Source organism: Erwinia papayae (genome assembly GCF_058241465.1).
The window spans coordinates 81,007-100,874 of sequence record NZ_JBZCHT010000008.1 but is presented as its reverse complement, the minus strand read 5'-3'; the positions used below and the strand labels follow the sequence as shown (position 1 = coordinate 100,874).

At 45.7% G+C, this 19,868-nt stretch carries 29 protein-coding genes; 4 read left to right on the top strand and 25 right to left on the bottom strand.

The features are described from left to right. Positions 1–29: 29 nt before the first annotated feature. From AC3RPL_RS04130 to AC3RPL_RS04050, 17 genes are all read right to left on the bottom strand, one after another. Positions 30–227, bottom strand: coding sequence for a hypothetical protein (locus AC3RPL_RS04130; protein WP_490739064.1), 198 nt, complete (start codon positions 225–227; stop codon positions 30–32). Between the two features lie 99 nt (positions 228–326). Further along, a complete protein-coding gene (locus tag AC3RPL_RS04125) occupies positions 327–608 on the bottom strand; it encodes a hypothetical protein (RefSeq protein WP_490739063.1) in 282 nt (93 codons plus the stop codon). A 108-nt stretch (positions 609–716) separates the two neighbouring features. Next, positions 717–1,031, bottom strand: coding sequence for a hypothetical protein (locus tag AC3RPL_RS04120; RefSeq protein ID WP_490739062.1), 315 nt, complete (start codon positions 1,029–1,031; stop codon positions 717–719). 45 nt (positions 1,032–1,076) lie between these two features. Then, a complete protein-coding gene (locus tag AC3RPL_RS04115; RefSeq protein ID WP_490739061.1) occupies positions 1,077–1,394 on the bottom strand; it encodes a hypothetical protein in 318 nt (105 codons plus the stop codon). A 40-nt stretch (positions 1,395–1,434) separates the two neighbouring features. Continuing rightward, positions 1,435–1,755, bottom strand: a complete 321-nt coding sequence (locus tag AC3RPL_RS04110) for a hypothetical protein (RefSeq protein ID WP_490739060.1) — start codon at positions 1,753–1,755, stop codon at positions 1,435–1,437. Between the two features lie 30 nt (positions 1,756–1,785). Further along, a complete protein-coding gene (locus AC3RPL_RS04105; RefSeq protein ID WP_045268472.1) occupies positions 1,786–1,974 on the bottom strand; it encodes a hypothetical protein in 189 nt (62 codons plus the stop codon). A gap of 51 nt (positions 1,975–2,025) precedes the next feature. Then, complete coding sequence (locus AC3RPL_RS04100) at positions 2,026–2,274, bottom strand: hypothetical protein (RefSeq protein ID WP_098992469.1); 249 nt, start codon at positions 2,272–2,274, stop codon at positions 2,026–2,028. Continuing rightward, positions 2,271–2,597: a hypothetical protein gene (locus AC3RPL_RS04095; RefSeq protein WP_098992470.1), complete on the bottom strand. Its 327-nt coding sequence runs from the start codon at positions 2,595–2,597 to the stop codon at positions 2,271–2,273. The genes AC3RPL_RS04100 and AC3RPL_RS04095 overlap by 4 nt, the downstream gene beginning before the upstream one ends. Positions 2,598–3,084: 487 nt before the next feature. Next, entirely contained in the window at positions 3,085–3,321 is a 237-nt protein-coding gene (locus AC3RPL_RS04090) for a DinI-like family protein (RefSeq protein WP_032409493.1), read from the bottom strand. 69 nt (positions 3,322–3,390) lie between these two features. Beyond that, positions 3,391–4,260, bottom strand: a complete 870-nt coding sequence (locus tag AC3RPL_RS04085) for a DNA replication terminus site-binding protein (protein ID WP_490739059.1) — start codon at positions 4,258–4,260, stop codon at positions 3,391–3,393. Positions 4,261–5,066: 806 nt separating this feature from the next. After that, positions 5,067–6,098 (bottom strand): RAMP superfamily CRISPR-associated protein, encoded by a 1,032-nt coding sequence (locus AC3RPL_RS04080; protein WP_490739058.1) that lies wholly within the window; start codon positions 6,096–6,098, stop codon positions 5,067–5,069. 10 nt (positions 6,099–6,108) lie between these two features. Beyond that, positions 6,109–6,810, bottom strand: coding sequence for a hypothetical protein (locus AC3RPL_RS04075; protein ID WP_080861820.1), 702 nt, complete (start codon positions 6,808–6,810; stop codon positions 6,109–6,111). Further along, positions 6,804–8,678: a DEAD/DEAH box helicase gene (locus tag AC3RPL_RS04070; RefSeq protein WP_490739057.1), complete on the bottom strand. Its 1,875-nt coding sequence runs from the start codon at positions 8,676–8,678 to the stop codon at positions 6,804–6,806. The genes AC3RPL_RS04075 and AC3RPL_RS04070 overlap by 7 nt, the downstream gene beginning before the upstream one ends. Next, positions 8,678–9,241 (bottom strand): type I-E CRISPR-associated protein Cas6/Cse3/CasE, encoded by a 564-nt coding sequence (locus AC3RPL_RS04065; RefSeq protein ID WP_080861817.1) that lies wholly within the window; start codon positions 9,239–9,241, stop codon positions 8,678–8,680. Before AC3RPL_RS04065 ends, AC3RPL_RS04070 begins: the two co-directional genes overlap by 1 nt. A 5-nt stretch (positions 9,242–9,246) precedes the next feature. Continuing rightward, positions 9,247–10,041, bottom strand: a complete 795-nt coding sequence (locus tag AC3RPL_RS04060; protein WP_490739056.1) for a hypothetical protein — start codon at positions 10,039–10,041, stop codon at positions 9,247–9,249. A gap of 220 nt (positions 10,042–10,261) precedes the next feature. Further along, the gene (locus tag AC3RPL_RS04055; RefSeq protein WP_171879657.1) at positions 10,262–10,549 is read right to left on the bottom strand and encodes a hypothetical protein; all 288 of its coding nucleotides are present in this window, start codon (positions 10,547–10,549) and stop codon (positions 10,262–10,264) included. A 598-nt stretch (positions 10,550–11,147) separates the two neighbouring features. After that, on the bottom strand, positions 11,148–11,447 hold the full coding sequence (locus AC3RPL_RS04050) for a hypothetical protein (protein ID WP_490739130.1): 300 nt from the start codon (positions 11,445–11,447) through the stop codon (positions 11,148–11,150). Positions 11,448–11,968: 521 nt separating this feature from the next. Between AC3RPL_RS04050 and AC3RPL_RS04045 the strand changes: the two genes are divergently transcribed. From AC3RPL_RS04045 to AC3RPL_RS04035, 3 genes are all read left to right on the top strand, one after another. Continuing rightward, on the top strand, positions 11,969–12,517 hold the full coding sequence (locus AC3RPL_RS04045; RefSeq protein ID WP_490739055.1) for a hypothetical protein: 549 nt from the start codon (positions 11,969–11,971) through the stop codon (positions 12,515–12,517). Between the two features lie 100 nt (positions 12,518–12,617). Beyond that, a complete protein-coding gene (locus tag AC3RPL_RS04040) occupies positions 12,618–13,265 on the top strand; it encodes a hypothetical protein (RefSeq protein WP_490739054.1) in 648 nt (215 codons plus the stop codon). 69 nt (positions 13,266–13,334) lie between these two features. Then, positions 13,335–13,805, top strand: a complete 471-nt coding sequence (locus AC3RPL_RS04035; protein WP_490739053.1) for a hypothetical protein — start codon at positions 13,335–13,337, stop codon at positions 13,803–13,805. Positions 13,806–13,836: 31 nt separating this feature from the next. Here AC3RPL_RS04035 and AC3RPL_RS04030 read toward each other — a convergent pair whose 3' ends face one another. The 3 genes from AC3RPL_RS04030 to AC3RPL_RS04020 all read right to left on the bottom strand — a co-directional run bounded on the left by AC3RPL_RS04030 (position 13,837) and on the right by AC3RPL_RS04020 (position 15,762). After that, positions 13,837–14,019, bottom strand: a complete 183-nt coding sequence (locus AC3RPL_RS04030; protein ID WP_490739052.1) for a hypothetical protein — start codon at positions 14,017–14,019, stop codon at positions 13,837–13,839. Between the two features lie 501 nt (positions 14,020–14,520). After that, the gene (locus tag AC3RPL_RS04025; RefSeq protein ID WP_490739051.1) at positions 14,521–15,258 is read right to left on the bottom strand and encodes a hypothetical protein; all 738 of its coding nucleotides are present in this window, start codon (positions 15,256–15,258) and stop codon (positions 14,521–14,523) included. Positions 15,259–15,270: 12 nt separating this feature from the next. Next, positions 15,271–15,762, bottom strand: coding sequence for a hypothetical protein (locus AC3RPL_RS04020; RefSeq protein ID WP_490739050.1), 492 nt, complete (start codon positions 15,760–15,762; stop codon positions 15,271–15,273). Between the two features lie 118 nt (positions 15,763–15,880). Between AC3RPL_RS04020 and AC3RPL_RS04015 the strand changes: the two genes are divergently transcribed. Then, entirely contained in the window at positions 15,881–16,174 is a 294-nt protein-coding gene (locus AC3RPL_RS04015) for a hypothetical protein (RefSeq protein WP_490739049.1), read from the top strand. An 85-nt stretch (positions 16,175–16,259) separates the two neighbouring features. Here the strand turns inward: AC3RPL_RS04015 and AC3RPL_RS04010 are convergent, their stop codons facing one another. From AC3RPL_RS04010 to AC3RPL_RS03990, 5 genes are all read right to left on the bottom strand, one after another. Next, positions 16,260–16,412: a hypothetical protein gene (locus tag AC3RPL_RS04010; RefSeq protein ID WP_490739048.1), complete on the bottom strand. Its 153-nt coding sequence runs from the start codon at positions 16,410–16,412 to the stop codon at positions 16,260–16,262. Positions 16,413–16,764: 352 nt separating this feature from the next. Further along, positions 16,765–17,643: a RepB family plasmid replication initiator protein gene (locus AC3RPL_RS04005; RefSeq protein WP_223349446.1), complete on the bottom strand. Its 879-nt coding sequence runs from the start codon at positions 17,641–17,643 to the stop codon at positions 16,765–16,767. A 791-nt stretch (positions 17,644–18,434) separates the two neighbouring features. Next, on the bottom strand, positions 18,435–18,713 hold the full coding sequence (locus AC3RPL_RS04000) for a hypothetical protein (protein ID WP_107321244.1): 279 nt from the start codon (positions 18,711–18,713) through the stop codon (positions 18,435–18,437). Positions 18,714–18,725: 12 nt separating this feature from the next. Beyond that, complete coding sequence (locus AC3RPL_RS03995) at positions 18,726–19,067, bottom strand: hypothetical protein (RefSeq protein WP_107321245.1); 342 nt, start codon at positions 19,065–19,067, stop codon at positions 18,726–18,728. A gap of 136 nt (positions 19,068–19,203) precedes the next feature. Beyond that, complete coding sequence (locus AC3RPL_RS03990; protein ID WP_115455157.1) at positions 19,204–19,857, bottom strand: hypothetical protein; 654 nt, start codon at positions 19,855–19,857, stop codon at positions 19,204–19,206. Between the last annotated feature and the right edge of the window lie 11 nt (positions 19,858–19,868).

Here is a 19,868-nt window from a genome sequence, read left to right as displayed (position 1 = left end):
AACATCGAATAAATGAACCCGGTAATCAATTAGGATGCCAATCGCTTACCAGTAGCGTCAAAACGAGCCACTGCCGTTAGCGACTCATCGAGCAGAGTCCCCCCCATATTCATGCCGAAACAACGTATTGCTGCTTCTGCGACCGCCTGACGGCGGCTTTTACGTTGACCATTATCAGCTAAATGGGAGACATAAAGCACAACGCCGTTTTCGAGAGAGATCTTCATCGCCTGTTCTCCTTGATCCATTGACGACTAGATTATCTCATGGTTGCTGGGATGGCCGAATAAAGAAGCGCCACTTCGAAGTGGCGCTGTTTTGAAACCTCATTGAGACAAACGCAGCCCAGATGTGCGGGGCCAGTAATGTTTTGGTTTCGCTTTTCCGGTTTTACCCTGCGGCACTGCAACGATATAGCTAATTTCTGGCCGGGGAAATCCTACGCCAGCTCCTTTGAAGAGATCAGGGTATCTGTCGCGAATAGCGTTACTAAATTTTCCATTTGGCGGAATAATTTCAACAATTTCACCTTTTTTTTCCCGAATTGAGCCACCAGCCTGACTAACCCACGTTACGCTGTCACCTTTTTTAAAGGATGCACCAATCATAATTACTCCATCATTTTCATGTTTTGTCTGATCATCGATACCGTACCAGATAGCTAAATGATAAAACCAAAACCCACGATTATTTTCGAGAAGATAAACACAATAGCATCAAATCTCACTGGCATATTTTTTTATAAATGATAAAAGCCATGAAGCAACTTTTTCATCCCCGAACTGTTGAATGATTGAGCGAAGCCCTTTTTTTCCTGCTTCAATCTCACCCATCTTTTCTACATCACTTCCTTTCAGAATTTCGATTCGCACACCGCTTGCTGCATGACATAGGACTGTTCGGTTAACAGTTAATGCTTTATGTAAAACAAATCCGAATTGTTGGCCGCCGATCTTTTCACTAAAACGAGCGATTACGGTTACTTCTCTTGGGAGACCCATAGCATCAATGACGGTTACAGTTTCAGACATAGCACCTCCCGCTTGTCTTAGCCAAAACATTCCTGAGACAACACATCATTGCTCACGAAAAAATATGTAATAGCAGTTAGCTACTTTAAGCCCTTTTCCTTTTTTTCCGCATAACACTTCCCTGCCGTCTTTTGCTCTATTGAGAGTGAGGTCGTAAAGGCGACGATCAGGCATATCAGAAAGAATATATGTCTTACCGTTGAATTTAACCACCGACAAGGACATCGGACGAGGTACACCGAACTTCCCTAATTCGCTGTATTGTTTTACGTTCAAAGATATACCAGCTTCTTTTGGGTTTTCGGCATGAGCTACTGAACAAACGAGAAGCACTGCAACGAAAAACTGCTTTAGAAATTTCATTATTCCCCCTGATACCGTCATGCCGTATAAAGTGAGCTTATCAGCGCCTGAGTAAACGTAAACATAAAATTTTCTTGGAATTCATAACATCGCCACACAAGACCATTAGGCCATTCAGGATAACGCGAATTGCTTTAGGACTCATACGCTCCACAGTAAGTTTATGATCGGGCAAGCCACCAGAAGCATTAAATATATCGACGAGATTTCTTATCTCTTCAACGCGCACATTATATGCTTCTTCATAGTCTCTCGATGCATCGGCAACTGTGATAGCATCATTTGCACGAACAAACCCCAAGGCAACATCAGTTCCGTAATGACGTTCTATTTTTCCTACATATTCTAAAAAAAGTGACAAATGAATCTCCATTTAGAATTGTCTTTGCTATTAACTTACTGCGTTATCCAGAGATGTCTTTGCCTTGCTAAGTGCCTGCAATGCGTCTTCTAAAGCCGCACATTCTTTTTCATCACGACAATGTTCAATTGCTTCACCTACACGTTCGCCAAACAGCGCCAGCTCTTCGGCGAGCATGGATGAAATACCTTTACCTGTTACATGCATGGTTACGTTCATATGGTTTTCTCCGCATTGATGAGAAACAGTTCATTTTTCATTCAGAACATTTTATTGTTGTTTTTTTTCAGCTACTCGTTCTTTAATGTAACGATATGGATCACCCAGCCTTGTACCCTCTTTTGTGACGGAATAACGATTATTACCGTCGTTGGTGATTAGCTTTTTCGCTGCAAGGGATTCAAGGATCATTCGGGTGGTGCTGAAATTGCCCCAGACAATTCCACACCCCGGCCAATACTTACCTCCATTCTTTACCATAGCGGTTAGGATGACTTCCTGACGCGGCCCAAGCTTCATTGCAATGCCCTCTGATGTTTCACCTTCATAGCTTCACGACGCGCTAAAATGCGTTCATGGGCTTTTTTTTGCTCATTTACACATAACGTAAGGGAAAGCTTCAAGATGTGATGAGAATGACGTTCCTTTTCATTCAGGAAATCTATCGCCGTGAACCCGACAGGTATTGACTTATTTATTCGGAAACATTCAGCCAGACGACGTTGGGCTACGTCAGATAATGCCTCCAGTTCAGCGAATGTTCCCGTTTCGCCTTTCACTTCAAACGAGGCTATTGCTTCACGTTCATCTGGCTGGTAATCATGACATTTATGCGGTGTCATTCTCGCCCCCTTCTTTTGCTAACCTTTTAAATAAGGCTGACATATCTCACATCGAAGCCGAATAGTTTTCTGCAAAATAAAACAAAATTAGGTGGATTTTATGGAGAGCCTGCCCGATCAAGCAGACCGAGACTTACGGGGTGTGCGTTCTCTGTGTGATGCTGTCTTTTTTTTGATGAAAAAGCTCATTAAACTTTTCGTCCAGAGATTCCTCCATACCACGAGTAAAACTGTTATTCATGACAAACCCTGAGTGTTGATTGTGAGTGAAAAGAAGGAATAGCACATAATGGTGCTGGTGGCACAAAGCGATCAATTCTGTTAGTATGCTAATATCATTGCTCACAGCAGGCCGTTGCCGAATAGTTCAGATTAGATGTTCAGAGACATACTCAGCGAATCGTCTTGCAAACAAACAACATTGTGTTTCTGTCAGAACCCAGATAAAAAAAAGCCGGACATAATGCCCGGCTTGGGGTAATGGCAGCTATGACGGCAACCAACTATCACTCATCCATATGTCTTCCAGTCGCTGCAATATAGCTTTTTTTTCCTCGTCATCTACACCAGTTATGGAAACTTCTGCACTACTGCCCTTCCCTACTCTCACCACACCACGTTCATAATTTGACAGGATCTCCTTCTCAATTTCAGTTCTTAATGCCTGCTGAATTTTTGCAGACACCTTCTTACTTGCATCGAATCGAACATCTATACGTAACATATAACCCCCCGGTTGTTACTGTACGCATATACAGTAGTTAACGGAGCGGCAAATGTCCAGTGAAAATCCTTATTCTGTAATTACTTCAATGCTCTCTCCGTGAAAATGACCTATGACCTCAGTTTTAACCCTGTCATTGCGTGGCTTACGCTTGGCACGTTCTAAAGCATCAAAATGGCCCAACATTTTTATCTCTGGCCGTTCATCCTGAATAATGATGTACGGCATTGGAGCTGTTACAGTTTTCAGTCCGTCACCGAAAGTAATATTCGCCACCGGCTGCACTTTGAGGCGTCGTCTTATACGAAGTTTATCTTCGGGTACAGAAGATACTTTATGTATCAACTGACTCATTGGGATCTTCTGGCTTTCATCTTCCCTGCCGTCTTTGCCCATCCGTGCCAGTAATTCAACTTTGTCCGGCACCAGCAAAGACTCTTTTTCCTGCCAACAGAATCTGACCGCAGAAATGTGCTGATCATGCCACCAGCGGATTTGCCGATATAAGTGCAGGGTCAAAACTCCTGTACACTGGTTATGTAGAGCTTCAAACCTTGACGTTCTGGTCTGGAAGGTGCTGATGATGTGGTTTTCTATACTGGATTTGAGTGTATTAATTATTTCCAACAGACGAACTAATTCCAGAGTGAATGCGTTGTCATCGGTAGGAAACCAGAGCACCCCCGAGGCGCGACGTGCCGCCTTCTGAGAAAACTCATCTTTAATATGCAGGTCAAGCCACGTATCTACAGCCTTAATCATTGCCTCCCGCCCGTACAACTGAATGGGAACAATCTCATTAACAGGCTCATTCTCCGCGCCGCGCAAAACCGGGGGAATTACCGAGACACGAGCAAACAACGGCGAGCTTTCGCTGATCAACTTTTTCAGCGCAAGCAGTTCGTCGGTAAGTTGTTCAAATGTCTTTCTTAAATCCATGACGGATACCCCTGTTGGTTTATACAGTATGTATTTTAACCAACAAGGGTATTTGTAGCAATAAAACTGTTTTGCTAAATCCTATTCTGATTTTCTCGCTAAAAAATCCTATTCATTTTTACCATGCGCTTACCCCAAAAAAGGGGATGTATCAATACTTGCATTTCTTACGGCCCGTTAACCCCCAGAAGGGGAATGCTATTGATGGCATATTCCTTCGCCCACAACATCGTTAACCCCGCGAAGAAGGGAAAATCCTAGATCAGTAAAAATCGGCTCTCGCTCTATAGCCCGGCAACCCCCGAACTCAGGGGGAATCAGGCAATACCTGTGATAAGCTCGAAGTAGACCGTTAACCCCCGCGCGCAGGGGGAACACCAGAGCTGGCGAGAGAGCGTTGGGCGTCTGGCCCGATAACCCCGCACAGGGGAAACTCGATTCCGTTCTTTCCGTAGAAAGCCACATGCCCCAGATAACCCCAGTAAGCCGGGGAAACACTAACGGCGATGAAACGCCGGATTGCGGACAAGCCAATAACCCCCACAGAGGGGAAACACATTAGCACGGGCGCGGTGCTTTTTCGGTGTGCGCCGATAACCCCCGCACACAGGGGAAACACGCCATTATGCGTTATTCTCAGTCCGTTGTTCCCCGATAACCCCCACACAGGGGAAACACTCAGTCAGATTACGCGGGGATTCCGGTGTCCAGCGATAACCCCCGCACGCAGGGGAAACACTCTAATTATATTGCTTTGATATAAAAAGGAAAAATGGGTCATATTTTTCCTACCGAGAAATTATGCATCACCGGGCTTTAAAATCAAATCCATCTGCCTCTGCAAAAGCAGCGACCATAGCGGACAGCTCTTCACCTTCGATTTTTACACCGCTAGGGCTAATACTGATCTCGCCAAGGGTGACTGGCGTGAGTTCACCCGGCTTCCATGTCGTGACGCTCCAGTTTGCTTCCACCAGCCCGCAGTTGTGATTCGCATGACCGCCGAGACGCGGTTCAGAAGCGAAACGAACAAGCGCAGAAATAAACAGGCCAGCTTCTTCGTCAGTGGCATTTTTAATGCTCATTCGGTGATTCAGTTCAGCCCCGGCAATGAATGCTTCATAGGGGTCAATAGGACGACGAATGGACTCACGGGCTTCGGATTTTTCATCCTTACGAGACTGAATTTTTTCATCCAGTTCGTTAACTTTTTTCTGCAAATCCGCCTTTGTGTCTTTATCGGCAGTTTTCATCAGTTTTTTCAGCGCGGCCTGTTCAGCCTTGATAGTTGTGATGTCTACGCTTGCTTCGGACTGCTCAGTGATGATGCGGTTAAGGCGGTCAACCTGATCCGGCTCCAGGAACTCAAACAGGGATTCGTTGCGCTCAAACATTATGGTACGCGCCCCACCGCCGAACATGCCCCATTGTTCATCGCTCGTGGGGATGGCGTTACCAATGCCGACTTTGCCAGCCAGTCCCCATCGGCCAAACAGGCTCAGTAGCGGGTTCTTGCGACGCAACTCTGCGCCAGCGTTGATTTCCCCGGCAGCGAACGTCTCGCTATCACCTGCAATATCAACGCCCTGAGCCATCATAAAGTGGTCTGCGAGGTCAAATGGTACTTTCCCCTCCGCGTCAAAGCCAACCCGGTCAACAATGACAAGATGGGCAGCATGACGGATCGCGCCACGAATACTGGTGCCGGGGAAATATGGGCTGGACGAATAGCCTCCGTTGCGTGGCAGACGATGCCCGGATGCAGAAACAGCACCCTTGAGCGTTACGGTCAAGGGTTCTAACGTGGTGATTTTTCCGTTGAAGTTTAACGTTCTCATTATGTCTGCCTCACAATAAAGTAGTAATCAGGTTAAAACGAACCGGCTCAGGGTATACCACCCCCACTTTTTCGCCGTGAAAATAAGGAGGAATGAGGGGGGACAAACCCTTAACCCCATCTAAACCAGATGTGTCAGGCACTGGCCTGACAGCAACATCGCCAGATGAAATACTGATATCTTCATCTAACGGGATAATACGAACATCGGTGAACTCCCCGTTTGCCGCAGAGAAATAGTCATACCCGACACCAACATGAGTGAGTGTAAGCAGCTTCTCTACCGCATCGGCATCACCGGCAAAATCAAAAGTCAAATAAGGAGCTGAGTAAGCCGGGCGGGAAGTCAGTCTCTTTTTTGTTGGCCCACCCTCAAGCCGAATCAGACTGTATTTCCCGCCCCTCTCTTTGGGAGAGAACATGGCCGAACTTAGTTTTTCCTGTGAAAAATAGTCACACCTTACGCTGGTGGCCGCGCTTACTCCTTGTTCCGGGGTAATGCCAAAACGGAGCGATGATGCATGGAATACCCCCAATGCTTCATTGAACAGCAGCACATCACGTAAGGCAGGCAAAACCTCAGAGGGATCGTTGCTGGCAATCACCTGAGATATGGCTTCATACAGAACGCCATCGAGTGACGGAGGAATGCCGCTGATGACCACGGGGGATAAGGATTTCATGATCACCCGGTACGGTTTAGCGTTTAACATTCGATGTCCTCTCTTCTTTTGGCTGGAGATAATATTTTACAGGTGCGGTATGCCTGCCCGAACCGGATCGGGACAATATTTTCCAGTACACGGTATCGTGATGAAATATCTTTAGGTTCAGGGAAACGGGGATCGAAAATGGTGACGCGGACAAAGTCATTTTCGCTTCGTATTCCGCGACCAATAGCCTGCTTGCCCTGCCGCACAACTTTCTGTAGCTGTGATATGTATAAACTACGCGTCAGCGCTTCGACTGTGTGGTTATAGCCTTGCGCTTTAAGGAACTGGTGATAACTTTCAACACCTTCGCGATCTGGCGGGGAGAAGCGCATCCGGGTCAGGAAGAGATCGTGAAACATCTGGCTGCCGTCGTCGTTGTGCAGGCTAAGGCCAACAGATGCCCCCGCAGAAATGAAAATTCCGGGCTTTTCACGGTAAGCATTGATTATCTCGGAAAGAGGTTGTCCCGCCCGCTGGAGATAGACGGGTAGCGAAGCCTTATCCAGACGAGAGGCTAATTCACGTCCTTCCGCATGGCTGGCCGTCAGCACCACCAGCGGTTTGTTGCATTTGCGGATTGCATCAGCAACCTGAGTGATCCACGCCTCAGAGAAAGCCTGCTCTTTCGGATTGCTGAATATTTCCGGGAATTCAGCGCCGGCGATAGTCAGCTCCATTGTTCCATAGTTTTCAGGAGTGAAAATGTCTTTGAGCGAAATCATGTCTTCGGTCAGGCCGAGTGCTTTCACTATCCATTCCATCCCGCGTTCGACATTGTTCGTAATGCTCAGGGTTGCCGAGGTAAGGAGTGTGCTTTTCCATTCTGAACAGTATCGGCCTATATTCCGGCCAACAAACGGGTTGATGCTGATCAGCGCTGGTTCTTGTCTGATTCTGGACACACCAATGCCCGTTCTGCCCCCTGTTGCTTTTGCCATTTGCCAGCTATACAGCAGATTCAGGAAAGCATTACGGCTGGGTTTGTCACTGATTTTTGACCCGGCGTGCGCCAGTGTGTCCACAGCTTTTTCATACAGTGCTGTTGCCGCAGATGAGCCATTAAAGTGAAGTCCGTCAGCAACACGGGTGATTTCTTTTGCCATCTCCTGAATTTCGACAATGGCACTGTGCGGAAACTTGTCCCCCAAAGAGCCAAGTAAATCGCGAATGTTGAGTCGTCGTTGTTGCCATAGATCCATCATGTCAGCAAACATGTCGGCCTCATCAATGATAAGGTGCGTATTTAACTTATCCCCCAACACAACCCCTTTGCAGAGCGAGTCAATGATAACCATTGCGTGAGTTGTCACGACAAAACGGGCATTGAGGGCATCACGCTGATTGTCACGAATGTGGATGGCATCATCCCATACAGAGTATGTAACCATTTCGGGCCTGATCCCCGGAGGCAGCTCGCCGAACTCTTCTTCGAATTCCACCAGAGGCCCAGACCATTGCGCGAGCGCACTTAAAACCCGCTCATGGTCAGAGTAGCTTTGAGGGTAGCTTTTCAACACGTCGCGGGCTTTTGCCGGAGATACATAGTTGGACTTCCCCATCAACCGGGAGAAACTGACGGATAGCCCGATCTGCGCGGCCATGCATTCAATGGCCTGTCGATCCGCGCCCATAATCTGGTTCATAAGAGCATGAGAACTGGTCGCAATGATAAATTTTGCATCCGGGTCTTTTTCTATGATGCGTAATGCAGAAACAAGGTAGCCAAGCGTTTTTCCAACACCAGTATCAGCACTGAGAAGTGCTACGCGGTTCGCGCAGCTCATACCCGCTGTGACAGAGCTGATGTACTCCTGCTGAATTTCACGGGAAGTTAACCCGGCAAAGGCAAACAGGTCAGGTACATTCATCAACTTTCTCCAGTGATATTTATCAGGCCAAAACCAAATACTCTTTTGCGACCGACGCCATACACTATGGCTTTTTCTGCCTCTTCAACAGACGTAACGATGCCAGTGGCACGAATGATGGATGCCGGAAGCACAATCGCTTTATCCTTTTTGGATTTCTTCACGTAGAAATATTCAGGTGGGGAGACCAGCAGCTCCTGCAACTCTAAACCTGCACGGGAAAATCTTTCTGTGACATAGCCCTTTTGCAATTCAGGCGGCGTAGTGATCTCTCGTTTACGTTTCCCGTCAATGACGCGTTGAATCATGGTGAGCGTCGTCACGAATGGTATGGCATCACCAACTTTAAGCGTCAGATTGCGACACACTTCACCGGGAAAACCCATAGCAACTGATGTTCTTAGAAGAATGTGTGCATCATCTGCGTTACCGGGCTGAATGTTGAATGAATACGGTAACTTAATGCTGCACTTCTCCTGAATGAGAAAATCAAGATTCTGATGAATGCGGTAAATGTCAGAGTAAGGGATGCGCACGCGAAACGCGTTTTCGTAGAATTTCATTGTTATTAAACCTTTCTCAGCAGACGCAGTAATGTGAGTCTCTGGTGCGGATCGGCAGGCAGAGCGCGAAGCAAAGGAAGCAGCCCATGCTTTGTAAATTCATCGGATGCTTTTTCTGGTGTAATGCGTGCGTAGGCCAGCATCGAAACTGTGCGAATAAAGATATCGACTTCTTTTTTTCCGTAAGTGGCCATCTGCTCGTGCAACCGTTTTGCTTTGTTGAGATCAATCACAAACGACACGGAATTTTGTGGCGTCATAAGCTGATCGCAGCAGGCGTAGATTGCATTATCGCTATAACTGGCGCGGAGCGATCTGACCAGTTCATAGGTTTTACGTCCAAAGTCCTGAACATAAATCGCAGGGTATTCAATATTTGTATTGAACAGATATTGCAAATGCTGGCCGGTGGTGGCAGTCACGACGTTCACCTTCTCGAAAAAAGCCGGTGGCAATTTCGCGACTACACCCGGAGGTGCGAACAGAACAGCGCGGAGTGTGTTAATTTCGATAATTGCCCCAACGCCAGACCACATACCAAACTTCTGACCGGTTGTCGGTTTTTTGGGGTTTTCTACACCCATGACATCCGGTGCGGATGTGAAGAAACTCTGGCAAGGAATGCAGTGCATCACCATCTGACCGTAACTGTTCTTTTGCTCGAAGCCCTTAAAACCAAACTCTGATGCAGGACGGCCGCAGCAAGAGCAGCTACCGGTCACTGGCTTGGCGTCTGTAAGATAGGGAGCCAGAATAGAGGTCAGCGCCTTATAAACCAGCTCTACTGGATGATGATTCATGTATGTACCCCGTTGTTTTTTTTCTGATTATACAGCTCCCCTCCCGCCCCCCGAAGCGGGAACATTCCGGGGCGCAGGAAACCTTATGAGTTAACCGATACCGCAGTGGTTACAACCGGGAACAGTGTGCTTAACTGCATGAGAAGACCTAAACACAAAAGGCCGCAATCGCGGCCTTTTATACATCCTGTATGTATAAATTGCTGTGTTTTAGCGACCGCTATTTAACGTCTTTCCATTCTCCTTTCGAGCATTTTTGCTTCGTCCCACTGACATCGTGTACCTGACCGTCAGGAAAGATCTTATTCGCATAAATGCACGCCCCTTCCGGCGTCGGGCGGGACAGGAGATCATTATTTTCCCTGATTTCCCCCTGACTAATAAGTACATCAAGCTTGCTGGAAATCTCAGCCAATTTATCGACGACGGCAGTATCATGAGTCTGGGTCATTGCGAAAGACAATGACGGTAAGGACAACGTGGCAATCAGGAAAACAATTTTCTTCATGTGGAATCCTTTAGCTACTTGAAATTTAAATGGTAAGAATCTCAAAGCAAAATAACACGCTCAGAATAACCACCAAAGAAAAAAACGCGACAAAATGAGGTCATTTATCATTAGGATGGAAAAGTGAACTACGGAGTACGAGAAACGGAAAACCCCGCATTAGCGTGCGGGGTTTCTGGCTGGAAATGATTCAGTCTCGGGAGGTCTTGTTATGGTTTAGCCAGACACGGAAGTCATGGTATATAAGAGCGGCAAATCCTCCCAGTAAAAAACCACCATAGTAGTCGCGATATATTTCCTGTAGATCGACCCCGAGAATAGTGAAAATAAGCAAAATACACATTACGCAAATAATTATCGGGGTCTGACCCAGATTAAGTTTGAACATTAACCAGAAATAAAACAAACTGGCCGCTGCCCCGTAACCCATCTTCATACTGAATCCGCTATCGATAAGATTACTGACGATAACGAACAGAATTGCACCAAGCGCAACCGTTCTGGCCCGTGAAAAACCAGTAAAAAATTTAAGGAATCCCAACGGTATTTCTCCTTCACTTTTTTGCAGTTAATTTCGACTTCCACCCAGCGCATCAAATTACAAAATTAACCTGCGAATTTTCAACACAGGACAAACCATCTTCCCGTCCTTGTTTTCCCATCTTAGTAACGGGAGATGAAATGCATCATAACACATGCCGTCGGTCTCATCAGGTTGAAAGTCTTTCTTTCCCACCACCCAGATATTTTCGAAACGACGTTCTAAGCGGATAGCCGTTCTCCAGCCAAAAGTGGAACCGGCTTTTAGCGCATCGGCTCGGGTGCGGAAACCGGGAACGGAATTCACGATCTGGTCAGTAGAAAGACTCAGGCGGGAATTATCACGAAAACTAATCATGTTGGTCACTGTCACCTCCCCGGTCAGAAAAACTATAAGTAGATCCACGACGGCAAGATAACACATAAAAAGCGACACCCGAAACGCAAATTAGACCAACATGCAATGAAGCGATAAAGAACCCGCCCGCTGATAAACCTGTCTTTTTCTTTTACCTTTTGTCGTCGCTGAAAATCTTGTGGTCGTCGGCCCTCTTTTATTTTTTCTTTTTTTCTCTCTTTCTTCTCTTATTATCTCTCGGGGCGCTAACCAGAGAGATTGTGCGGACTCAAAGACGACACCTTTTCTCTCTTCTTTATTTCTCACATACCGGCGCAAATGTTCAGGTTGAATTCCGGCCCCTCTCACAAAGAAGCACAGCGTAAAAGCGGAACTCCCTGCCCCGGAGCGAAGCGGAGGGGCTTATACCCCTCTATTGCATGTTGGTCTAATACATTGGGTTTTCGGCCCGTAACACCCTTCGGCCCTCCCGTTCCCCGTGCGATAATCAGTTTAAATCAACCCTTAAAGGTGCCTTCATCATGGCTGAATCCCTCATTCCTGACACGAAAATCAACATCGAAGATGTTATTAACTCCCTTCCAGACTGCTGGAAAAATACACCTCGAATAATGAATCCGTTTCGTGCAAAACTAAATAATGGTGCGGTATCTATGCTCGTCGATATCGGCGAAAGCGTCATTTTATTTATGGTGTTTGTCAGCGAAAAAAGCGTTAACCGGAGTGAAAGCATTGAGCTATCTAAAGAAGATTTTTATCTATACGGTGCCAGTGATATTATCAAAAAATTAACACCGCTGGTGGATGAATGGAATAAGGCCACCTGTGAAAAAGAAGATAAGCATGTCACCGCGAGAAATGTTTTCATGGATATTGTATCGGCAGCTAAAATAGCTGGTATGGCTGTTATCCCGGCAATGACCGATAACAGTTTTCATTTCAAAAACGGAGACGATAAACATAACGGCGAAGTTACAGAATGCATCGAAGGGAATTACCGGCTGGTACTGAACAAACTGAGCGACAGTGAAGTTAAAAAAATTCTCGCTCTGATCGCTGATATTAAATAGGCTCCATTGATGTGTTTTCGGCTATTCGGCCCTCTCTCCGGTCATGAGATAATTTAATTCTCTTGCACACTGAGTCATAACAACAACCGGAGTCTGAGAAATGAGCCTTCTCTGTAATGATGTTTATATCTATGCCACCGCAAAAGTGTCTTCCCGGCACGTAATGGATCAGGATTTTCTTTATGGCATCGCCAGCAATAAAAATGCAGATTATGTTTATCGCGGTGCCAGAAACAGCGTAATCGTAAATCTCCGTAGCATTGCTACAGCATGGGACAATATTCAGGAAACATTGTGTGCCGATGGCTGGGATTCAGATTGTCTTCCGGGCCTTCTTCGCCTTTTTCAGGTGATGGTTGAACAGAAAATATTCTGCATTGAATTCCATGAAGACCACCCTAAAGTAAGGTGGGCTGACTGGTTTACCTCTGATACTTTTATTCACATCAAACCTATTGCCTATGGCATTAATCTTTTTTCTTATAATGAGCTACCGCAGGCGCAGCAGGATCAGGCCCGTAAATTACAAACACTCATTACTTCTGAAACACTGGAGAAGAAGATATTCTGTGTGGTCGGGGCTGGCCGCGTTGTGAATACCGAAGACGTAAAAGCGTTTGACCTCTTTGAACCGGAGGAGATCAATAAAGATTATGACGGTCTGATTGAAACCATTACAGGGGAAAAGCTGGTGGTAAAAGTGAACAAAGAGAGCAACACTGCTGATGTTGGCATTGTTATGAACTGATATCTGCCCGGCTGTAATTTCGGTCGCAGTCGGGTAATCTTATGCAACAATCACTGAGAGAAAACGCTAATGAGTATGCCAAGCAAATTTAAGGAAGGACTGGCCGAACTTCTTTCCGATATGCCGAAAGGTTCAGCTCTCCACTCGATGAATTTTTCGTTTCTACCCGGCACCCAATTTTTCTTCCTGACATCCGATGTCAGATCTACAGAAGTAATCCAGTCCATCATTGAATACGGCACACATCACTCACCCTTAGCACGAAACAGTATACAACCGGGACATTACGCCCGGCTGTTCCCTGAATATTTTCCGGTTGAAAAATTGTTTCCACTTCGCAGAGTTATTGCTGCCTATGCGTCGCTTACCGACACCAAGACTGACGAACTGAGCGCTGATGAAACCCGCGCTCTTTTCAGTGAGGGTGGTAAAGTGCTGGAAGCACTAGCCAGCGTGGCCGGACTGGATAAAGATGAAGTCATTGCGTTTGCGGTTAAACAGGCAGAAGAAAAGACATCTACTGGAAAAAGTGAAGTCTGATAATAAAAAGGGCCATATGGCCCTTTTAAATTTACTCAGGTTGTTTAAATTGAAGCCTGAAATTAGTGTTGTTGATCACCGCCTGCGCCATCCTGTCCTTCTCCTCCTGTGACCAGTCTTTCATCAATTCGTTAAGTGGCGTTGACTTCACGGTGATCACCACGTCATTCCGGCATTTGTTCGCGTTTGCCATTGTATCCTCACTTATTTTCATTTCTATCTGATCCAGATGAAAATCTGGGGTCATTATCACTCTTAGTCATCGTTGGCATCAGAGGGCGTAAAAATAATGTCGAGAGCAGGATAATGCTGAGACGACTCACCATTCTCACGTAACTCATTAGTGTCACGGCTACCTCCTCCTTTTCCGCAGAAAAAACTAACCGTGTAGGAAAAGTTACATACATAAGTGTGTATAGAAGGAGTACGAGACCTATAGCCCAAAAGGTGTTGATTTTCCTAACACCGAAAGGCGATACGAAAGTGTTCCACAATATCTTTAAAACGAATGCTGAGTATGCAAATACAATAACAGAAATCACCAATTCAGATGCCGGTGTAAGCGGCTGATTAAGACTATCCAGATTCATAACTTACCTTGCAAATATGTTTTACTGAAAACGGTGAGGTAGATACAAACTGGTTTTGCATCTACCGAACGGTTGCCCGTGACGCGGCAGCTTCGTTGGTAAGCGTTCCTGAAGCCTTTCTTATTTTATTCAAACAATTTTCTGTACCGATTGATGGAGGAATAACGAGCAGAAACCAGATGTAGCAAGGCCGACCTAACGTCACGAAAATGAAGTCGTACTGTTTCTTCTCGTCTGGACTTATGAATTAGTAAATTCGTTTCACCCGATTCAGGATCGATGACGAGCGACTCATATGCTATGTAAGCACTCCCTCCTTCTCTGTCGGAGAAAGTGATGGAGGTGTTCGCTGAAACAGGAATATGGCCGGTTTCTGTTTTTGTCACGTAGGGTAAAAGCGCTGTAATCCCTTTCAGCATAAGCGGTAAATTGTCTTTCTCCGGTGAATATCGCAGCCCTATATTAAAGTCTTTATCTTCACTCGTTTGTACTCGGAAGAGATAATGGTGGCGCATAAACTCCGTAAGCATACCTTCACAAAATCCCGGATATGGAGGGTTAAACAACATCGATAAGTCCGGGCTGAATCCGGGAAGAAAAGTCGCGCATCGTATTTCATCATCAGGTGATATCAGCCCACCCCATTGAGCAACCAGTTGACGTTCATACTGAGTACGACATTCCTTAATCACCTCTGACCCCATAACTAACTGAGCACGTAGAGGCTGAGCTTCTCTTTCATAAGCATCACTTAGTCTGGCCCGCATCCGGGCCAGCTCACGCTGAATCTCCGCATTCGCCGCAAACGCTTCGTTGAGTTGTTTCAGTGTATGTTCAAGTGAACGTGCATCGTTCGTGTTCACGGCGTTCCCTCTTTAATTGCCGACCGTTTTACTGATCGCGACTGACTGACGAAGTATTGCCAAAACATCACTTACCGAAACCTGCCAGGACAAAGCCAGTCTCCTGATCACAAAAGCACCCAGTTCAATACGCTGATCATGGTTCAACAGATGCTGTAATGTTATACCTGCTTCTGATATGACAAGCATAACCCCCTGAGCGCCATTATTGTGAATGGTAAGCCCCTTATTTTTCCCTGCACCGTGATATTTAAACTCGGCTGTTTTTCTGAGACCAAAAAGAAGTTCGCAAAAGTGCATCAGTTCATACTGTGACAATTGCAGATAAATTTTGTTTTCCCAGTCAGCCGTTGCACCGATCAGTTTTGCCATTTCGACATTTACTGTCATCACCGATCTCTTGGGTATCGCGCTGTACTGGACATTCAGCGCAGTGCATTTTTTTTCATCTCTTTGACGATCACCATAAAATTTCAGTGACTCCTCAAATGCGCCCCGCGTCATCTTCATTCCTTTAAATATCTTTCTTTAGGTTATTAAATCACGGTTCGGGTTTATGTCGAAATCCATCAGTTTCCGACAGGCTGACCTACCCTAGCTCTGTGATGTGCTGGAGCGGGAAATGACGACAGAACCGCACTGTTTTTATGATCAGTATAGTTATGTGCGATGTGCTGGAGGGGGAAGCCAGAGATACAAAGGGTTTGCGACGTACAGTGCTGATGTGCTGGTGTGGGATAGCGATGTGCTGGTGTGGGAACCTTGTACATTTATCGCGCAACCTCCCCCTTGCATGATGTGCTGGAGTGGGAATATTCACTTTATTGATGTGCTACAGCGGGAAAATGACAAAAAAAGGAGACGTTTTCCGGGGGTAAAACCAGTAAAACAAGCTTGCAACACGATTCTTGTGTGATGCTTATCACATAATTTGGTCGCACCTGCCTAACACTTCCCACTACAGCACATCAAAAGAACCGCCCAGAGCTTACCAGACCAACCTATAATATCGCATCCCACCACAGCACATCCCGGTTCCCGCGACAGCACACCGGTATAACCCCATCTCGAATGCCAACGACAATTTCCCTCTCCAGCACATCGCTATCCCGCTCCAGCACACCAACGATGTTTTTCCCGCTCCAGCACACCAACGATGTTTTTCCCTCTCCAGCACATCAACGATGTTTTCCCACTCCAGCACATCAACGATGCTTTTCCCGCTCCAGCACATCAACGATGCTTTTCCCGCTCCAGCACATCAACGATGTTTTTCCCGCTCCAGCACATCAACGATGTTTTTCCCGTTCCAGCACATCAACGATGCTTATCCCGCTCCAGCACATAAAACACAGAAAAAGTGTTTTATGCACCAGAAGGAAAATAGACTGCTTTAGTGAAAGTAATGTGCAGAGACGGGAAGATAGAAAAGTAAGCGGTGGTTATAAACCTCAATGTGCTGGAGGGAACGGCCACCGCTCCAGCACATTGACAGGAAAGAAATGATCAGTCTTCTGGCTTTAGAGTGGGATTTCTGCGTTTGATTTTAACAATGTATTCCTTGGTGTCATCCTGTTCCAATTCATAATCGAGATAACCGATTTTTCGCAAATCTTCAAGCGCATGGCGAATTGTACGGTTTTGCTCTCCTTTGCTACTGGGAAGTAACAAGCGATCACGGAGACGCTTAAACGATAACGGTATTGGTTGAGCCGGAAGGGAAGCGATAAAAGTATAGATAGCTTGGGCAGCTTCTTTGCGAGGCAAAGCTGATAACGGTTTTTTGCGTAAAAGTGTAAGGTTGTCATCAGCATAGAGTTCCCACAGCTTTTCGTCAGCTTCGAGAACAATAGTATTCGTCTCAATATCAAACTGAGCGGTTTTTAATAAGCCCGTGATATCAACTTTAGTAGCACCCGGCCTTGAAAAGGTTATAGTTTTCCCACGAATTCTTGCAAGGGAATCCCGGATCTCTTTACGCAAACGAGAATCAAAGCGCTTGTTTGGATATTGGCAGTTACGTGCAAAGTCACTGAATTTTAAAGTAATTGTGTTTCCTTTGAGAGCATCATCACTACGGCTAAATGAATGAATAATACCCATCCAGACTTTAAAATCCGTTGACAGGTTGAGGCGTGGGCCTGTAATCACCACGTCCGTATAACCCTCTTTCGCGGCATATTCAAGTTTCGAAAGAGCACTACTGGCATTGATTGGTTCAGCTTCTGTCCCCTTCTTTTTAGTCGGGACAAAAACCCCCATTCGCATTAACACTGCTGGCTGAACCGATGAATGCGTAGTGACTGTCAATTTCCTCTGTGTATCATTTTCCGGTTCCGGGATCGCATCCCTGAACAACTTCTTGGTTTTATTCGAATTTTCCATTTGCACGACCACATGCGTAATGTGAATAAAAACAATGTGCCATCCCACCACAGCACATCACTTTTCCCACTATAGCACATCGTCTCCCCGCTACAACACATCGTTGTCCCGCTATAGCACATAGCTTTCCCGCTACAGCACATCAACAAACGCTTTAAAGCCATTAATATCAGGTAGTTAGATGTTCCGGGATCTGTTTGGCAGTTAATGGAGATATATGGATCTACATTATTGGATCTTTCCGGTGGATATGTTGATAACTCTATGTTTTTCATCATCATTAACAAAAACACAGCCAACCCCCTGTTAATTATCTGTTACTAACAGGATCTTTTTTCGATGAAAAATAAACATTTAAGCACTTGTTTATTAAGCAATAATTTTTTATACCAATGGTTCAGCTCACAATGTTGATAAAAACAGCAATTTCCCCTCTCCAGCACACAGCAAATCCCGCCTCAGCACATAGATTTCCCTCTCCAGCACATCAATTCCCCTCTACAACACATCAAGATCCCACTACAGCACATCCACAAAGAGGTTCAAGCCAGCTATACCAAGGGATAGCGCGATCCGGGATCTGTTAGGATCTTATTTTGATATTATATGGATCTTATTATTGGATCTAGCCGGTGGATATGTGGATAACTCAAGAGAGCAGTTCTTCTACATTGCTTACAACTTGCAAACATAGTTGTTTTCTCACTGACGCGCTCCGCTTGTCCAACCGCTTTCAGGAAATGAAAGATACCCCCATTCATTCCCTGAAAGCGGTTCCCGCTCAGTCAGCATCACTCTGTAAATCCAGAACATAACGGCAGATAAACAGCTCTATAGATAAATGGCAGCAAACCGTTCAGGTACTCGCGGATTCTCCTGTCCCCTGCCCCCGTAGCCTGATCAATTAGAATTTCCAGCCCGTTCTTTGGGAGGTTGAAGGTAATATTGTTCAGGCGGTTATAACCTTCAAGAAAACCTTCCGTAGATATGCTTTCATTGACCACTTTTCGGAACCCTGAATTTTGTAACAACTCAATTTCATAGGGTGTTAAAATCTTAAAAATCTTCATCTGTCTACCCTGTTACCGGTGATTTATGTTGCCGTTTTTGGTATCGACTGAACCCGCTACAGATCCACAATGGATATTCCCGTTTTTAGTCGTGACGTCGCCTGTAACGCTTTGAGCACTGACGTTACCATTTTTTGTTGTTACAGACCCTGCGCTACCATTGATAGTCACATCGCCGCTGTCAGTCTCCAGAACGCCAACATCACCGTTGATAACCACATTGATCGGCCTTATGTCTCCGCCAACATTAATTTGCTGTCCATCAACATATATTTCGCCACCAGCAACACGAATATTATGTCCAGAAACTTCGATTTTTTTTCCGCCAATTCCAATGCTTACTTTTGAAACCATAATTTTCTCCTGTTTCAATTCCAAATAAAATTTTATCGCGTCCTCTTCTGAGAGTTCAGCCAGAACAACACTATCTGCTTAATCACAGCCCTGCTCGTTATCTCTTTGTAGAGGTTGAATAATAATCGAAAATTAATCAGAACAACTCACGAACCCATTTCAGCAGCGAAGGATAAACCGGGAAAGACATAAGCCAGAGAGCTGCGCACATAGACAAAAACGAAACAAAATAGGATATTTTTGTCCAGTAACTAAAGACCACCAACGCCCTTCGTCCTCTTCCCGTTAACACATACTTAAGCAGCGTTATCAATGTGGCAACCGCAAGAAATGCGACTTCCGGCACGGAGAACATCGTTAGACCAAGAAGCGCCATGTCGGCCTTTGTGTCATAAATCAACATTTTGGCCTGCTTAGGATCGACATCTACCAGCATTCCGTATGTAGGTCTACCAAGAATAGAAGCTTCTGTATCGCTCTGTACGAGGCTTTTAAGCGTATCCCTACCCAAGTTAGCCAAATCGCTTGTCGCGTACTCTATGAAGCGCATATGAGTCTTATCGTCGGTGCCGGGCACATTTACCATCAATGCAGTAATGTCTGGCTTATCACGATTCCTGATCACAGTTACCCAATTAGTATTGTATGGGGCTATGCTTGAAGCCATCAGATAAACACGTAAGTCATCACTACGTATGAGAGCACGACTACCTGCTACTGATATCACGATCATCACAACCAAAGTGAGCCAGTATCCCACGAACAACAATTTCGATATGCTTCGGGACATACCTACTCTCC

Coding starts and splice junctions, on each gene's coding strand:
- AC3RPL_RS03990 (WP_115455157.1), bottom strand. CDS start 19,857: ATGTCCCGAAGCATATCGAAATTGTTGTTCGTGGGATACTGGCTCACT.
- AC3RPL_RS04120 (WP_490739062.1), bottom strand. CDS start 1,031: ATGTCTGAAACTGTAACCGTCATTGATGCTATGGGTCTCCCAAGAGAA.
- AC3RPL_RS04020 (WP_490739050.1), bottom strand. CDS start 15,762: ATGACGCGGGGCGCATTTGAGGAGTCACTGAAATTTTATGGTGATCGT.
- AC3RPL_RS04070 (WP_490739057.1), bottom strand. CDS start 8,678: ATGAATGTACCTGACCTGTTTGCCTTTGCCGGGTTAACTTCCCGTGAA.
- AC3RPL_RS04080 (WP_490739058.1), bottom strand. CDS start 6,098: ATGAGAACGTTAAACTTCAACGGAAAAATCACCACGTTAGAACCCTTG.
- AC3RPL_RS04005 (WP_223349446.1), bottom strand. CDS start 17,643: ATGGAAAATTCGAATAAAACCAAGAAGTTGTTCAGGGATGCGATCCCG.
- AC3RPL_RS04060 (WP_490739056.1), bottom strand. CDS start 10,041: ATGAATCATCATCCAGTAGAGCTGGTTTATAAGGCGCTGACCTCTATT.
- AC3RPL_RS04015 (WP_490739049.1), top strand. CDS start 15,881: ATGACGACAGAACCGCACTGTTTTTATGATCAGTATAGTTATGTGCGA.
- AC3RPL_RS04035 (WP_490739053.1), top strand. CDS start 13,335: ATGAGTATGCCAAGCAAATTTAAGGAAGGACTGGCCGAACTTCTTTCC.
- AC3RPL_RS04100 (WP_098992469.1), bottom strand. CDS start 2,274: ATGAAGCTTGGGCCGCGTCAGGAAGTCATCCTAACCGCTATGGTAAAG.
- AC3RPL_RS04065 (WP_080861817.1), bottom strand. CDS start 9,241: ATGAAATTCTACGAAAACGCGTTTCGCGTGCGCATCCCTTACTCTGAC.
- AC3RPL_RS04115 (WP_490739061.1), bottom strand. CDS start 1,394: ATGAAATTTCTAAAGCAGTTTTTCGTTGCAGTGCTTCTCGTTTGTTCA.
- AC3RPL_RS04075 (WP_080861820.1), bottom strand. CDS start 6,810: ATGTTAAACGCTAAACCGTACCGGGTGATCATGAAATCCTTATCCCCC.
- AC3RPL_RS04095 (WP_098992470.1), bottom strand. CDS start 2,597: ATGACACCGCATAAATGTCATGATTACCAGCCAGATGAACGTGAAGCA.
- AC3RPL_RS04105 (WP_045268472.1), bottom strand. CDS start 1,974: ATGAACGTAACCATGCATGTAACAGGTAAAGGTATTTCATCCATGCTC.
- AC3RPL_RS04090 (WP_032409493.1), bottom strand. CDS start 3,321: ATGTTACGTATAGATGTTCGATTCGATGCAAGTAAGAAGGTGTCTGCA.
- AC3RPL_RS04130 (WP_490739064.1), bottom strand. CDS start 227: ATGAAGATCTCTCTCGAAAACGGCGTTGTGCTTTATGTCTCCCATTTA.
- AC3RPL_RS04040 (WP_490739054.1), top strand. CDS start 12,618: ATGAGCCTTCTCTGTAATGATGTTTATATCTATGCCACCGCAAAAGTG.
- AC3RPL_RS04085 (WP_490739059.1), bottom strand. CDS start 4,260: ATGGATTTAAGAAAGACATTTGAACAACTTACCGACGAACTGCTTGCG.
- AC3RPL_RS04050 (WP_490739130.1), bottom strand. CDS start 11,447: ATGATTAGTTTTCGTGATAATTCCCGCCTGAGTCTTTCTACTGACCAG.
- AC3RPL_RS04055 (WP_171879657.1), bottom strand. CDS start 10,549: ATGAAGAAAATTGTTTTCCTGATTGCCACGTTGTCCTTACCGTCATTG.
- AC3RPL_RS04045 (WP_490739055.1), top strand. CDS start 11,969: ATGGCTGAATCCCTCATTCCTGACACGAAAATCAACATCGAAGATGTT.
- AC3RPL_RS04030 (WP_490739052.1), bottom strand. CDS start 14,019: ATGAAAATAAGTGAGGATACAATGGCAAACGCGAACAAATGCCGGAAT.
- AC3RPL_RS04000 (WP_107321244.1), bottom strand. CDS start 18,713: ATGAAGATTTTTAAGATTTTAACACCCTATGAAATTGAGTTGTTACAA.
- AC3RPL_RS03995 (WP_107321245.1), bottom strand. CDS start 19,067: ATGGTTTCAAAAGTAAGCATTGGAATTGGCGGAAAAAAAATCGAAGTT.
- AC3RPL_RS04125 (WP_490739063.1), bottom strand. CDS start 608: ATGATTGGTGCATCCTTTAAAAAAGGTGACAGCGTAACGTGGGTTAGT.